Annotated in this window: 14 protein-coding genes and 2 pseudogenes; 11 read left to right on the top strand and 5 right to left on the bottom strand. The window is 36.0% G+C overall.

Annotated elements, in window-relative coordinates:
• The first annotated feature begins 22 nt into the window (after nt 1-22).
• The 4 genes from hflX to glnA all read left to right on the top strand — a co-directional run bounded on the left by hflX (nt 23) and on the right by glnA (nt 4,448).
• Nucleotides 23-1,264, top strand: a complete 1,242-nt coding sequence (gene hflX / locus C794_RS08755; protein WP_017796758.1) for a GTPase HflX — start codon at nt 23-25, stop codon at nt 1,262-1,264.
• Nucleotides 1,265-1,269: 5 nt separating this feature from the next.
• Nucleotides 1,270-2,508, top strand: a complete 1,239-nt coding sequence (locus C794_RS08760) for a methionine gamma-lyase family protein (RefSeq protein WP_017796759.1) — start codon at nt 1,270-1,272, stop codon at nt 2,506-2,508.
• Nucleotides 2,509-2,646: 138 nt separating this feature from the next.
• Nucleotides 2,647-3,021, top strand: a complete 375-nt coding sequence (locus tag C794_RS08765) for a MerR family transcriptional regulator (protein WP_039819771.1) — start codon at nt 2,647-2,649, stop codon at nt 3,019-3,021.
• 89 nt (nt 3,022-3,110) lie between these two features.
• The gene (glnA, locus tag C794_RS08770; protein ID WP_017796761.1) at nt 3,111-4,448 is read left to right on the top strand and encodes a type I glutamate--ammonia ligase; all 1,338 of its coding nucleotides are present in this window, start codon (nt 3,111-3,113) and stop codon (nt 4,446-4,448) included.
• A gap of 88 nt (nt 4,449-4,536) precedes the next feature.
• Here the strand turns inward: glnA and C794_RS08775 are convergent.
• A pseudogene (locus tag C794_RS08775) lies at nt 4,537-4,815 on the bottom strand (tyrosine-type recombinase/integrase); the annotation flags it as partial.
• Entirely contained in the window at nt 4,752-5,000 is a 249-nt protein-coding gene (locus C794_RS20680; protein ID WP_139136361.1) for a hypothetical protein, read from the bottom strand. The pseudogene C794_RS08775 and the gene C794_RS20680, both read right to left, overlap by 64 nt.
• 571 nt (nt 5,001-5,571) lie before the next feature.
• Here C794_RS20680 and C794_RS19800 point away from each other — a divergent pair.
• Nucleotides 5,572-5,813, top strand: a pseudogene (locus C794_RS19800) (phage holin).
• A gap of 60 nt (nt 5,814-5,873) precedes the next feature.
• The gene (locus C794_RS08800) at nt 5,874-6,713 is read left to right on the top strand and encodes an N-acetylmuramoyl-L-alanine amidase (protein WP_017796765.1); all 840 of its coding nucleotides are present in this window, start codon (nt 5,874-5,876) and stop codon (nt 6,711-6,713) included.
• Nucleotides 6,714-7,123: 410 nt separating this feature from the next.
• Here the strand turns inward: C794_RS08800 and C794_RS21180 are convergent, their stop codons facing one another.
• Entirely contained in the window at nt 7,124-7,252 is a 129-nt protein-coding gene (locus C794_RS21180) for a hypothetical protein (protein WP_268258096.1), read from the bottom strand.
• Nucleotides 7,253-7,791: 539 nt separating this feature from the next.
• On the opposite strand from C794_RS21180, the gene C794_RS20690 reads away from it, so the two are divergent.
• Nucleotides 7,792-7,962 carry a hypothetical protein gene (locus C794_RS20690; RefSeq protein ID WP_154648744.1) on the top strand — a complete coding sequence of 57 codons (171 nt, stop codon included), beginning with the start codon at nt 7,792-7,794 and terminating at the stop codon, nt 7,960-7,962.
• A gap of 320 nt (nt 7,963-8,282) precedes the next feature.
• Nucleotides 8,283-8,864 carry a DUF5067 domain-containing protein gene (locus C794_RS08805; protein ID WP_017796766.1) on the top strand — a complete coding sequence of 194 codons (582 nt, stop codon included), beginning with the start codon at nt 8,283-8,285 and terminating at the stop codon, nt 8,862-8,864.
• A 605-nt stretch (nt 8,865-9,469) separates the two neighbouring features.
• Here C794_RS08805 and C794_RS21285 read toward each other — a convergent pair.
• Both C794_RS21285 and C794_RS08820 read right to left on the bottom strand, forming a co-directional pair.
• The gene (locus tag C794_RS21285) at nt 9,470-9,973 is read right to left on the bottom strand and encodes a M23 family metallopeptidase (protein WP_083900524.1); all 504 of its coding nucleotides are present in this window, start codon (nt 9,971-9,973) and stop codon (nt 9,470-9,472) included.
• A gap of 9 nt (nt 9,974-9,982) precedes the next feature.
• Entirely contained in the window at nt 9,983-10,411 is a 429-nt protein-coding gene (locus C794_RS08820; RefSeq protein WP_017796769.1) for a hypothetical protein, read from the bottom strand.
• 65 nt (nt 10,412-10,476) lie between these two features.
• Between C794_RS08820 and C794_RS20420 the strand changes: the two genes are divergently transcribed.
• The 3 genes from C794_RS20420 to C794_RS08830 all read left to right on the top strand — a co-directional run bounded on the left by C794_RS20420 (nt 10,477) and on the right by C794_RS08830 (nt 13,751).
• Complete coding sequence (locus C794_RS20420; RefSeq protein ID WP_230199324.1) at nt 10,477-10,701, top strand: hypothetical protein; 225 nt, start codon at nt 10,477-10,479, stop codon at nt 10,699-10,701.
• Nucleotides 10,702-11,067: 366 nt separating this feature from the next.
• The gene (locus C794_RS08825; RefSeq protein ID WP_017796770.1) at nt 11,068-11,790 is read left to right on the top strand and encodes a phosphoadenylyl-sulfate reductase; all 723 of its coding nucleotides are present in this window, start codon (nt 11,068-11,070) and stop codon (nt 11,788-11,790) included.
• 122 nt (nt 11,791-11,912) lie between these two features.
• Nucleotides 11,913-13,751 carry an assimilatory sulfite reductase (NADPH) flavoprotein subunit gene (locus C794_RS08830; RefSeq protein ID WP_017796771.1) on the top strand — a complete coding sequence of 613 codons (1,839 nt, stop codon included), beginning with the start codon at nt 11,913-11,915 and terminating at the stop codon, nt 13,749-13,751.
• The last annotated feature ends 28 nt before the right edge of the window (nt 13,752-13,779 follow it).

Genomic DNA, 13,779 nt, shown 5'->3' on the forward strand with positions numbered 1-13,779 from the left:
AACACAAGAAAGAGGTTCATACATGACGCAAGAGAAAGTATTAGTAATTGCCGTAAATCAAACAAAACAAGAAGATCACCGATTTCAATCTTCTTTACATGAACTTGTCTCGTTATGTAAAACAGCTGGTGGTACGGTCGAAGAAATAATCACTCAAAAGCGCGACCGTATTCACCCTGCTACATATATGGGGGAAGGGAAGCTACATGAAATTCATGAAATTATAGAAACTAAAGAGATAGATATCGTTGTTGCCAATAATGAATTATCTGCGGGTCAAATTCGAAACTTATCAGATGTATTTGGTGTTCGAGTGCTTGATCGTAGCCAGCTGATTCTTGATATATTTGCAATGCGTGCGCAAACCAAGGAAGGGAAACTCCAAGTAGAACTAGCGCAGTTGGAGTATTTGCTTCCTCGCTTGCATGGACAGGGCACACAATTATCTCGGCTTGGAGCAGGTATTGGTACGAGGGGGCCTGGTGAAACCAAATTAGAGACAGATCGACGCCACATTGAACGAAGGATTTATGATATAAAACGTCGCCTTCAGTTAGTGGTTAAACAGCGTAGTCAATATAGGAAACGTAGGAAAGAAAATGACGTATTTCAAATCGCAATTGTTGGATATACCAATGCTGGAAAATCAACACTTTTCAACCGATTAACCAAAAGTAGTTCATTAGAAGAAGATCAATTATTCGCTACACTAGATCCGTTAACAAGAAGAGTAAAGTTACCGTCGGATATGATTTGTTTAATAACAGATACGGTTGGATTTATTCAAGATTTACCCACAGCGTTAATTGCAGCATTTAAATCTACATTAGAAGAAGTTGCTGAGGCAGACTTCTTATTGCATGTGGTTGATGCGTCTGATTCTGATTTGAACCAGCAGCAAAAGACAGTGCAAAAATTATTAGAAGAACTTAATGCAAATCATATTCCGATACTTACGGTTTATAATAAAAAAGATTTAGTACATGGGGAAGATTTTATTGCTAATCAATTTCCGAACGTATTAATTAGCGCTTATGATGAAAATGATCTTTATCATATGATGTTACAGATAGAATCTATTTTAAAAGAAGAATGGGGTTTTTACACTACGCATGTACATCCGGAAGAAGGAGATTTACTTTATCGACTAAAAACAGAGACACTGATAACACATAGAGAATTTAATGAGGAAAAGGAACAATATGTTGTACAAGGATTTGTTCGATATAACCATCCTTTGAATCGTTTGGTAGAGGAGAAATAGTCATCATGATGGAGTTACTTATGGAACAAGCAGAACAAGATTGTACATTACAGCATAAAGATATACAAAAAAATGTAGAAATCAACCAAAAGCGTGTGCTTAATGCATTTCGTCATCATCGCATCAGTGATACCCATCTCCAAGGAACGACGGGGTATGGATACGATGATATTGGCAGAGATTCTTTGGAGGCAGTATATGCGGAAGTTTTTGGTGGTGAAGACGCGCTCGTTCGCCCTCAATTAGTTTCCGGCACTCATGCTATTACGACAGCTTTATTCGGTGTGCTTCGACCAGGGGATGAACTGGTTTATATTACTGGTAAGCCATACGACACAATGGAAGAAGTAATAGGAAAGCCAGGAAAACAAGAAGGATCTTTATATGACTTTAATATAGGATATCGTGAAATTTCTTTACTTCCTGATGGGACTGTGAATTACAAGCAAGTGAAAGACAGCTGGACAAGCAATACAAAAGTAATTGCCATTCAACGATCGAAAGGATATGATCAGCGTCCATCTTTTACTATAGATCAGATTGGTGAAATGATTCAATTTGTAAAGGAAATAGACCCGTCTGTTACTGTATTTGTCGATAATTGTTATGGGGAATTTACGGAAACGAATGAACCACTTCATATAGGAGCAGATTTAATGGCAGGGTCGCTCATTAAAAATCCAGGAGGTGGTCTGGTTCGTGCTGGGGGGTATATTGCTGGAAATAAGGAATTAATCCACCTATGCGCTAATCGTTTAACTGCCCCAGGACTTGGTAAAGAAACGGGAGCGTCATTAGGGATGTTGCAAGAGATGTATCAGGGATTTTTCTTGGCTCCTCATATTGTTGGAGAAGCGTTGAAAGGAGCAATTTTAACTGCTAGATTTTTAGAGTTAGCAGGATTTCAGACATCACCGTCGTATTTAGATAAAAGGACAGATCTAATCCAAACAGTTACATTTGATGAAGCAGATCAGATGATCGCTTTCTGTCAATCTATACAGGAAAATTCTCCGATTAATTCCTATGTAAAACCATATCCAAGTGATATGCCGGGTTATGAAGATCAAGTCATCATGGCTGCTGGTACATTTATACAAGGTTCAAGCATAGAACTTTCTGCTGACGGGCCAATTAGAGCTCCTTATACAGCTTATGTACAAGGTGGTCTAACCTATACTCATGTTAAAATTGCGTTATTAGAAGCAATAAAAACATTAAAAGATAAGGGTTTAGTTTCGTAAAATTAGGGAAAATTTAAATGGATAGATAATTTCATGTTAGAAATGCTAACATTTGTTTGACATATAAGCTAACGTTGAATATAATAGCATTATAAATGAAAAGGGGGTCATCTTTTGAATGATAAAGATCGGCGTTCCATGCCCTTGTTTTCCATTGGTATTGTTATCAAACTTACAGAGTTAACTGCAAGACAAATACGATACTATGAAGAAAATGAATTGATAGCACCAGAACGTACCAAAGGTAACCAGCGTTTGTTTTCATTCAATGATGTTGACCGTTTACTAGAAATCAAGGATTTACTTGATAAAGGCTTAAATATGGCTGGGATAAAGCTATTATTGGCTGAAGGACAAAAAGTTGTTGAGACATCTAAAAAAAATGACTCCAACATATCTGACAGGGAACTTCGAACTATTTTAAGAAATGAGTTGAACGAAGCTGGAAGAATGGGGAAAACTAGTATTCGACAAGGGGAACTTGCTCGTTTCTTTACGAGCCAATATCAGTAGTAAGTTAGAAAAATGATTACTACATACAAAGAACGTAGTGGGATTTTTTCTGATCATAAAAATCAAATTAAATTATAGGAGGAGAACGAATGGGTAAGTCATTTACGAAAGAAGAAGTTATTAAGCAAATACAAGAGGAAAATGTTAAGTTTATCCGATTACAATTTACAGATATGCTAGGAACAATTAAAAACGTGGAAATTCCTTATAGTCAATTAGATAAAGCTTTAGATAATAAAATGACGTTTGATGGTTCTAGTATTGAAGGTTTTGTACGTATTGAAGAATCTGATATGTTATTATACCCAGATTTAGATACTTTTGTAGTATTTCCATGGACTTCTGAAAAAGGTAAAGTAGCACGATTCATTTGTGATATATATAATCCGGATGGTACTCCATTTGAAGGTTGCCCACGCTATAACTTGAAGCGCAATCTAAAGAAAATGGAAGAGTTAGGATTTGATGCATTCAACATTGGAACGGAACCAGAGTTCTTCTTATTTAAATTAGATGAAAAAGGCGAACCAACTCTTGAATTGAATGACCACGGTGGTTATTTCGACCTTGCACCAACAGATTTAGGTGAAAATTGCCGTCGTGATATTGTGTTAGAATTAGAAGAAATGGGCTTTGAAATTGAAGCTTCTCATCACGAAGTTGCTCCAGGGCAGCATGAAATTGACTTTAAATACTCGGATGCAGTAAAACATGCAGACGATATTCAAACTTTCAAACTAGTAGTTAAAACAATTGCTAGAAAGCATAACTTACATGCTACATTCATGCCGAAACCATTATTCGGTGTAAATGGATCTGGTATGCATGTGAATATGTCCTTGTTTAACGGGAAAGAGAATGCATTCTATGACACTAGCGGTGAGCTAGAATTAAGCAAGACTGCATATCAATTTATCGCTGGTATTATTAAGCACGCGACTAACTTTACAGCAGTAACTAACCCAACTGTAAATTCGTATAAACGTCTAGTACCTGGATATGAAGCACCTTGTTATGTTGCTTGGTCTGGTTCTAACCGTAGTCCTTTAATACGTATTCCAAGTTCTCGTGGATTAAGTACACGTGTTGAAGTACGTAGTGTAGATCCATCTGCTAACCCGTACATGGCTCTAGCAGTACTACTTGCATCAGGATTAGATGGTATTGAACAAGGTTTAGAAGCTCCAGAATCTGTAGACCGTAACATCTATGTTATGGATAAAGCTGAACGCGAAGCTAACGGTGTTCAAGACCTTCCAGCAACATTGAAAGATGCAATGGATAACTTGAAACAAGATGAAGTATTAGTAGCTTCTCTTGGTGAACACTTATTCGAGCACTTTATTGAAGCGAAAGAAATTGAATGGGATATGTTCCGTACAACTGTACACCCTTGGGAACGTGAACAATATCTATCAAACTATTAAGCTTGATAGAATAGAGTTTTTAAGGTAGTGGTTTGGTGGGTGTGCTTTTATGATTTATATTGGCACCCCGAAACACCCACGAAAAAATTTATTTTAAAATACCTTCCATGTATTTTTCAAATTGGGAGGTATTTTTTGTTTCTAGTTTACTTGAAATGTAGGAATATACATCAGACGTTATTTGAATGCTACCATGCCCCAGTCTTTCTTGAATATATTTCATATCTGCCCCAGCTTCTAATTGTAAAACTGCATGAGTGTGTCGTAGGGAATGTATAGGTAAAGGTTTCAATTTTGCTCACTTTAATATGCAAGTAAAGGCATTAAACAAACTTGATTTTGGCATGAAATTACCATCTTTTCTACAGGAAGATTACTGGATAGATCGAATAGAATGATGGTGACGGATAAAACTTCTTTGTGTTTGCAACCAACTTGATTGAAACAATGAACAAATTCATTGTAATCACTTAATTTGACGTATACATCTCTACCTTTCATGCCATCATATGGTTTAATGACAACAAGTAAAATAGATTTTGCCCATCCCACGCTCTATTAAATTCTTTATTTATAAATTCAACATTTTCCGGAGCAGGGATACCTTTTCCTCTTAGCATTCTACTAGTAACTTCTTTCCTATTAGTTCTTGTGCCGCAAGTGCAGTATTAAAAACTACTTAGAATTTCCCCTCGTCTAATTAAATATGACTTTTTGTTATATGCCATTTTGAATCTTTATTTAGGCAAAGGTTGAAATTCTATTCCTCTTTCGTAAGCTCTAGAAGAGTATGTATCTGGAAATGAATACGGTTTCACTTTTGTCAATAATGAAATTGTGGGAATTGCCAATAGACTTCATAAAGAGAGGGTACCGAGATTTGTATGTGAAGATTGTCAAATCGAAATATTAATTAAATAAAATAGGGGGAGCTACGACTCCCCTATCCCGTGTGGAGGCAGCTGCACTGGGTTATTTATATTGTAAGTTTTGGTGTTGGATTGTTAGGGGGGTTAAATTGGACAAGACGGATGATTACAAAACAATTGTTACCGCAGTGATAACAGGAATTATCAGCGGAGCTATTGCTTTATTTTTTGCTAAATTTTAAGACTTGAAGAAGGTGAAAAGCATGGATAAAGCGACACTAACACGCACCATAGTATTAGTTATTGCATTGGTTAACCAGTTCTTGGTGATATTTGGATTAAACCCTATACTGGGACAGAACAACTATGGGGAGAAGTAATAGCAATGATTATTACTGCTGTAGCTGCTACATGGGCATGGTTCAAAAATAACTATGTAACTGCTAGAGGTAAGAGTCAAAAAGAAGTATTACAACGAAATAGCCTTATTAAATAGGTGGCTAGTCCAAACGGGCAAGCCACTTTTTTAATACAAAATATTAAGGAGGAATTTATAATGAGTAAAATTTATTTAGATCCAGGACATGGTGGAACAGACCCGGGTGCAGTAGGAAACGGACTGCAAGAAAAGAATGTTAATTTAACAATTGCACTTAAAACTAGAGACATTCTTAATCGTGATTATGAAGGGCATAGCATTCGTATGAGTAGGACAAGCGACACGACTCGGAGTCTTGCACAACGTACAAATGATGCGAATAGTTGGGGCGCTGATTACTTTGTGAGTATTCATATTAATGCTGGTGGTGGAACTGGTTACGAGGATTATATTTACAATGGCAGTGTTTCCAATAACACAGTGACTTACCGTGATAGAGTTCATGCAGAAATTATGAGACAAGTGGATTTTAGAAATCGGGGTAAAAAGCGTGCTAACTTCCATGTATTACGTGAATCAAATATGCCTGCTGTATTAACAGAGAATGGATTCATTGACACAGTAGCTGATGCAAATAAGTTGAAATCAGATGCTTATCTTAATCGTATTGCGCTAGGTCATGCCAATGGTATTGCACAAGCGTTAGGGTTAAGAAGAAAATCTGGTGGAGGTAGCACCTATACGGTACAATCAGGAGATACTCTTTGGAGCATTGCCCAAGCCCACAATATGACTGTGCAACAATTAAAAGACTTAAACGGATTAACTGACGACACTATTTATCCGGGGCAAGTTTTAATTGTTAGCAGTGTCGGGGCTGTTTATCATACAGTTCAATCCGGTGAAACGCTTTGGGGAATTGCACAGCAGTATAATACAACGGTTAGCGCAATCAGAAGCCTTAATGGATTGACTGGTGATATTATTCGGCCTGGTCAGAGATTACGGGTAAGATAAATTAAAATAAAAATCCTGCTTTTGGTAAATTACCAGAGGCAGGGGGTTATTTGTATATTACTTATCTATTACATGAAAAATACTATATTACTAAAAAAACTATGTATGAGATAATTAAGTATTAGGAAATTAGTTTATACGTTATAAGCTTTCACATATAAAAAGACTCTGATATCAAAACCTTAACTGTACCCACCTCTGATGGGAAAAACTAAAATGAAATTAGTAACATCTCAGTTTATTTTGAAAGTAATGGGGAAATCTTACATTATTCAGAGCTTTATGTTTGAAAATCTGAAAAAACACATTTAAGTTGAACTATTACTTAATGGTGAAGTTCAAGAACACGGAGTTACAAATGAGGAATTCACCACCGCTGAAAATTACCAAAAAAATCAAGAGGGAGCTATTCAACCTGCTGGAGTGGATTGGAATGCCTTTCTAACATGTATGGGCATTACAGGTGTAGCAACTTCTCTTATATCATCTGTTTGTGGTCTTGCATGTGCAGCTGGTGTATTAGTATTTAATGCGGTCACTGTTTCAGGCTGTATAGCTGGAAGTTGGATATAATTGATATAAGGTAGGTGAATAATGTGGAGATAATTGCTTCTCTTCTATTAGCTTCAGCTTTGATTTTAATAGAGGCATCTTCAAAGAGAAAAGAACAAAAAATCAAATTACAGCTGCATATTTACTTTTAGGATCTGCTTCCATACCGCTAGCTATATTCTTCGATAATATGTGCAAGTGAAATACAAGATAAACAGGAGAAAGTTTCATGGCACAAAAATAATTGATATATAGAATACTTATGTTTTTACCGGAAGAAAGATTGAATGAAGCGTTATTAGGTGAAAAATATAATAAGGCAAACCTGCGTAAGTTTTTTAAGGGCCTCTGAGTATGAAGTAAGCGAAACAAAGAAAGAAACAGATAATTTTTTAAAGCTTTATGACCAAAAGTAGACAATTAAATAAAAGAATTTCCTTATCAAAAGTATCTAAATTCATTTGTACTATGTTTATTGGTGGATATAAATGCTATCTGAAAAGGAGAAGAAATAATAAGAGAGCAATTGTCGAAGTCAGATCCAGATGCACTGAATACCTGCTTATCAACGATAACTTCGGAGTTAATGATGACATTAAGACATCACAACGAAAACGCAATGACAACAAAAGTAGTCAAAGTAATGGAAAGGACTGAGTATAACGCTCTGTCAGATGAAGTAAAAGACAGAGTATGAGGTGGAGAAATGCAATCTTCCAAGCCGCTGTGGAAGTTTTAGGATGGAGATAGTAAAAAAGCAAGGGATTATTTAATGCCCATACTTTTTTGCCATTTAGAACTATTACCATAAATAGTTTAAATTGTATATAAGTGAGTTTATTATATAATCGTGGTCATTGATTAAGTATTCAAAGAATATTCGGGAATAGACATCTCAAAAGTTCTCAAAGGGAGATGTTTTTTTAATTTATATTGATATGTATTTTTTGAAAAAAACTATTAAACTTTGTTTATAACTAACCGATAAAAGAATTAACATACAAGGAGGTTTTATACATGAAAAAATATTTGTTTACTTTAATTGCCGGATTGTTACTTATCTTAGCTGCTTGCGGTGATTCTAGTGATAGTGAAGATGCTACAGCAGAAGCAAGTGATACAAGTAATGAGACTACAGAAGAAAGTTCTACCAACGACAAAGAAGAAGCGGGGGAAGAAAATACCGAAGTATATTTTAAAGACAATGAAGCTAAAATTGAAGATTTAAAAATCCAAATCAAAGATACTAAAGTAATAGATGTAGGCGAACCAGGAAATGAATATGGAGAGAAACCAGTGTTCGCTATCTGGTATGAAGTAACCAATCTTTCTGACAAAGAGCTAGATCCTACCACTGCTTGGATGGCAATGTTTACTGCTATACAAGACAATGATCCTAATGCAGTAAATGAATTAGGCGTCGGTATGTTACCTGATCAAGCTCATTCTGACACACAGTTAGCAACTATTAAAGAGAACGGTACAGTAGAAAATTCTATAGCTTATGAACTAGATGATTTAGAAACACCAGTAACATTGGTTGCTACTCAAGGAATCATGGGTGATGAAATAGGAAGTCAAGATTACGAAATTAAATAAAGAATAATTTATTAAGGCATCTCATAATGAGGTGTCTTTTTAAATAGAACTGATACTATTTTAAAGTTAAAATATAACCTGATATAAATACAGGGTGAATTAAATGGTGAGAGATTTTACAAAAGACCTTTAAATTTGATTTATGATACATTAGCCCTCAAAAAACAGCTAAGGGAATTTTTATTTCTTTATTTTAAAATAGTGTAAAAAGCAGGTTAAGAGTGTTCAATATACATTGTACAATCACTAAGGTCCAGTTATTATTGCACTATAAAGGAGTGATTCAATGGAGTTAATTACTTTATCTATAATGCTTTTGACAATTATAATTATTGCCATTTTATCAAAGAGGAAAAAGTTTAGATTTTATTACGTAGTAAGCTATCTTTTGCTGGGTATTTTCGCAATATATATAGGTATTAAATTTAATAACGTATATTCTGTTATATTATATGGAACAGCATTTATTTCTAACTTATCAGGATTTGTACTCTCACTTACTATTAAGGATGACTATGCGACTCAAAATTAAGTCCCCTATCTGGGGGATTTTTATTTCATACAAAAAATAAAAAAGGCCACCCACTTAGAGTGGCTTCTTTAATCTAAAAGTTTATAAATAGTTCTGGATCAATTCCATTACGTGATTGCCAAGAGCCTTCATGTATTTCAAAATGTAAGTGTTGTCCGGTAGAATTACCTGTATTGCCCATGTAACCTAATAACTGCCCTTGTGGGACAGTTTGTCCGACGCGTACTTGTAAATTACTTCTCATATGTGCATAAACAGTAGTGTATTTTTTATTAATAATATTATGTTCTACATAAACCACGTATCCATAACTGGAGCTATAATCAGCTCTTGTGACTTTTCCAGAAGCTGATGAAACTATTTGGCCACCATTTCCTCTAGCTGCAAGGTCAATCCCATAATGAAAACCACTTCCCCTAGGTCCATAAGTACTGGTTACGGTATAACCACCGTTTACCGGTACTATAAATTTTGACTGATTGTCTTTTAGACTAATCCATTTTTTGCCAAGCCATGTTTCAATTTGATACCATCCATCAGACGTTACATTAAAAAACTTTACAGTTTGAGCTCCAATAGATGCCGGTCATTTAGAATTGAAAGAGGGCTCGTCATATAATTTATATTGTTTATCTAAAGTTAGATTTTGTCTGTAAGGTGCTATCCACTTATTCCCTAACCAAGTTTTTACTAACCACCAACCACTCTCTCTTTTTGCGATTACAGTGATTTCTTGCGGCTTAATAGAGGCTCCGGTTGATTTTGTGAAATTAGGTTCGTTATAAATTTTTACAGTCTTACTTAAATTTTCTTTGATACCGTTAGGTGCAATCCATCTTTCTCCTAGCCATGTATCAACTCTCCACCAACCATTGTCTTTTTGTTCATATACTGTTATAGTCTGTTGTTCTATAAAAGCAGAAGTACTTTTTAAAAGATCTGCTTCATTGTATATTCTAGTTGCAAAGCTGAGTTCAACTTCTACTCCATTAGGAGCAATCCATTTTTCACCCAACTAAGTATCTACTTTAATCCAACCATTGGTTCTTTCATCTAGTATTTCTAGAGTTTGAGGTGCTTGTGGCTACTTTACTAGGTTATTATTGGTGCGGTACATGTAGAAGAGAATTAGAACCAAAAGACGGAGTAATGGTAGGTGAAGTAAGAACAATGATGCATATAACTTATGATTGTCTTGGAAAGAAAAAGAGATTGACAGAGGATACGCAGAAGATATTATACTTAAATATAATTTTGGTGAGTCACTCGAAGATTAAGAGTGGCTTTTTTCATCATTCTCATTAAAATATAGTTCGTCTACTATACAATTTAACAAGTTTATAACAGTTTAGTAATAGAAATGAATTATTATTATCCAACTCGATATAACAACTTGGCTAACACCTATCCAGTCTGTAACCATTAATATTGGAAAAAGGAACGTTTGTTAATTAATATCCATAAATAGCATTTTTGAAATGTGGGTAACGTAGTCTATACAGTTATTTAGTGCTAATTATCAAACTTTTTTAAATTTACTGTTGACTTCGTTGGTTTTTAGCGGTAAAATGCTTACAATTCATATTGTATTACTATGAATAATTTTCTCTAAAAAATACTAAGAAAACGGGAATAAGCTGAATGTATTATAACGTCTGGGAGGGATGTTAAATGGGTGGCTATTCAGTTACCTATAGTAATTTTGTTAAAGACCCTTATAAAGACTGGGTTCCTGATGATGAGACAAAGGGTGCTTCGAAAATTCTGCAATGGGCCTATAAAGAGTACGGAACTAATATCGTATATGCTTGTAGCTTTGGGGCAGAAGGAATTGTTCTGATTGATCTTATATCGAAGACACAAAAGAATGCTGATATTGTTTTTCTAGATACTGATCTTCATTTTCAGGAAACATATGACTTGATAAGAGATATGGAAGTTAAATACCCAGCACTGAACATTCATATCAAAAAGCCCGATTTATCCTTGGATGAGCAGGCGGCAGAGTATGGTTCAGCCTTATGGAAACGTCAGCCTGACCAATGCTGTTATATTCGAAAAATTAAGCCGTTGGAAGATGCATTAAGTGGTGCACCTGCTTGGATTTCTGGACTTCGGAGAGAACAGTCGGTATCAAGAAGCAAGACAGATTTTGTCAACAAAGATGAACGATTTAAATCAATTAAAGTCTGTCCCTTGATTCATTGGACGTGGGATGAGATATGGGACTATATTAAAGACAACGACTTGCCTTACAATGAATTGCATGATAATGGCTACCCAAGTATTGGATGCATTCCTTGTACTTCACAAGTGAGTGATTCCGATCATTCACGTGCTGGAAGATGGGCGGGCATTCAAAAGACGGAATGTGGTCTTCATACCTCTGATTAATTACTAAAAACCCTCTATTGTATCTAGAGGGATTGATTGTTTAATTAATTCCTAGTAAATTGGTCCGCAAACTTATAAAAGTAGTATTTACTTGATGTATCTATAATGTGAGGTGAAATATTTTGCTGCTACAGGAAACAAACAGTCCGTTTAATAAAGAACAATCTGATTATCTTAATAAGCTATTACCGACGTTAACGGAAAGTCAGCGTATTTGGTTAAGTGGTTATCTGTCAGCTACACAGTTAGCTGATAGTAATACCGAGGCCCAACCAATCAATTTGATTTCAGACCATGAAGAATTACTTAAGTCAGTCAAAGAAACAAAATTAAGGGATGTAACCATACTTTACGGGTCGGAGACTGGCAATGGTCAGACCATTGCAAAGGACTTGGGCAAAAAAATAGAATCAAGAGAATTTAAAGTCACTATTTCTTCTATGGATGACTTTAAACCAAAAGACCTCAAGAAAGTGCAAGATCTCTTCATCATTACAGCAACACATGGTGAAGGAGAACCTCCTGAAAATGCAATATCTTTCCATGAATTTCTACATGGCAGAAAGGCGCCAAAGCTGAAAGATGTTAGGTTTTCTGTTCTCTCCCTTGGCGACCAGTCGTATGAATTCTTTTGCCAGACTGGAAAAGAATTTGATAAGCGTTTGGAAGAGCTGGGAGGGGATAGGCTCTATCCGAGAGTTGATTGTGATGTGGATTTTGATGAACCCACAGCTGAATGGGTGGACGGCATTCTTCATGAACTGTCTAAAGCAAAACCCACCCATGACACAGTTCTGAACGTGCAATCCGCTGGTATTGTTACGGAAAGCCCCGTTTATTCAAGAACCAATCCATACCATGCGGAAGTATTGGAAAATTTGAATCTTAATGGTGAAGGATCGAATAAAGAGACCTACCATATGGAGTTATCTATTGAGGATGCAAACCTTGAATTTGAGCTAGGTGATAGTCTTGGTATTTATCCTAAAAATAATCCTGAAATGGTGGAACAGCTTATCACTAGTTTGAATTTCGAACCTGAAGAAAGTGTTTCGATCAATAAGCATGGGGAAAGACGATCGTTACGAGAAGCATTGTTGTCCAATTTTGAGATATCAAGAATCACAAAACCATTATTGGATAAAGCCGCACAGTTTTTTAATAATGATAACTTAAAAGAACTTATGGCTCCGGAAAAAGTTGAAGAACAGAAAGCCTATATACAAGGGAGGGATGTCATCGATTTGATTACGGATTACCCGCCAGTAGATATGACACCAGAAGAATTTATTCAAATTCTCAGAAAAATGCCGGCAAGACTGTATTCTATTTCCAGCAGTTTTAAGGCGAATCCGGATGAAGTACATATCACTGTCGCAAAAGCCATTTATACAGGTCAAAGGCAGGAACAGGCTGGTGTTTGTTCTGGCCAGTGTGCGGAAAGGGTAAAGCCTGGAGATCTATTGCCGATTTACATCCACCACAATCCAAACTTTAAGTTTCCTAATGATGTTGACACACCTGTAATTATGATTGGACCTGGTACAGGAGTCGCGCCTTACAGATCCTTTCTGGAAGAGCGTGAAGAAACAGGAGTTAAAGGCAGAACCTGGCTGTTCTATGGAGATCAGCATTTTGCCACTGACTTTCTCTATCAGGTGGAATGGCAAAACTGGCTGAAACACGGAGTACTGACCAAGATGGATGTGGCCTTCTCACGAGACAGTGCTGATAAGGTTTACGTGCAACATCGAATGTTGGAGCATAGCAAGGAACTCTATCAATGGTTGCAAGATGGAGCAAATATCTATGTATGCGGTGACGAAAAGCATATGGCACATGATGTACACCAAACACTTTCAACAATTATTCAGAAGGAGGGCTGCTTCAGTATTGAGGAAGCGGAAGCGTATTTGACTGATATGCGAAAACAGAAACGGTATCAACGCGACGTTTATTGAAATAAGCATACGAAAAAGGGGCTGAAAG

This window comes from Oceanobacillus kimchii X50, assembly GCF_000340475.1.
GTDB lineage: Bacteria > Bacillota > Bacilli > Bacillales > Amphibacillaceae > Oceanobacillus > Oceanobacillus kimchii.

Excerpts from the sequence above, each read along its gene's own strand:
- hflX (WP_017796758.1), top strand. The coding sequence starts at position 23 with ATGACGCAAGAGAAAGTATTAGTAATTGCCGTAAATCAAACAAAACAA.
- C794_RS08760 (WP_017796759.1), top strand. The coding sequence starts at position 1,270 with ATGATGGAGTTACTTATGGAACAAGCAGAACAAGATTGTACATTACAG.
- C794_RS08765 (WP_039819771.1), top strand. The coding sequence starts at position 2,647 with ATGCCCTTGTTTTCCATTGGTATTGTTATCAAACTTACAGAGTTAACT.
- glnA (WP_017796761.1), top strand. The coding sequence starts at position 3,111 with ATGGGTAAGTCATTTACGAAAGAAGAAGTTATTAAGCAAATACAAGAG.
- C794_RS08800 (WP_017796765.1), top strand. The coding sequence starts at position 5,874 with ATGAGTAAAATTTATTTAGATCCAGGACATGGTGGAACAGACCCGGGT.
- C794_RS08805 (WP_017796766.1), top strand. The coding sequence starts at position 8,283 with ATGAAAAAATATTTGTTTACTTTAATTGCCGGATTGTTACTTATCTTA.
- C794_RS08825 (WP_017796770.1), top strand. The coding sequence starts at position 11,068 with ATGGGTGGCTATTCAGTTACCTATAGTAATTTTGTTAAAGACCCTTAT.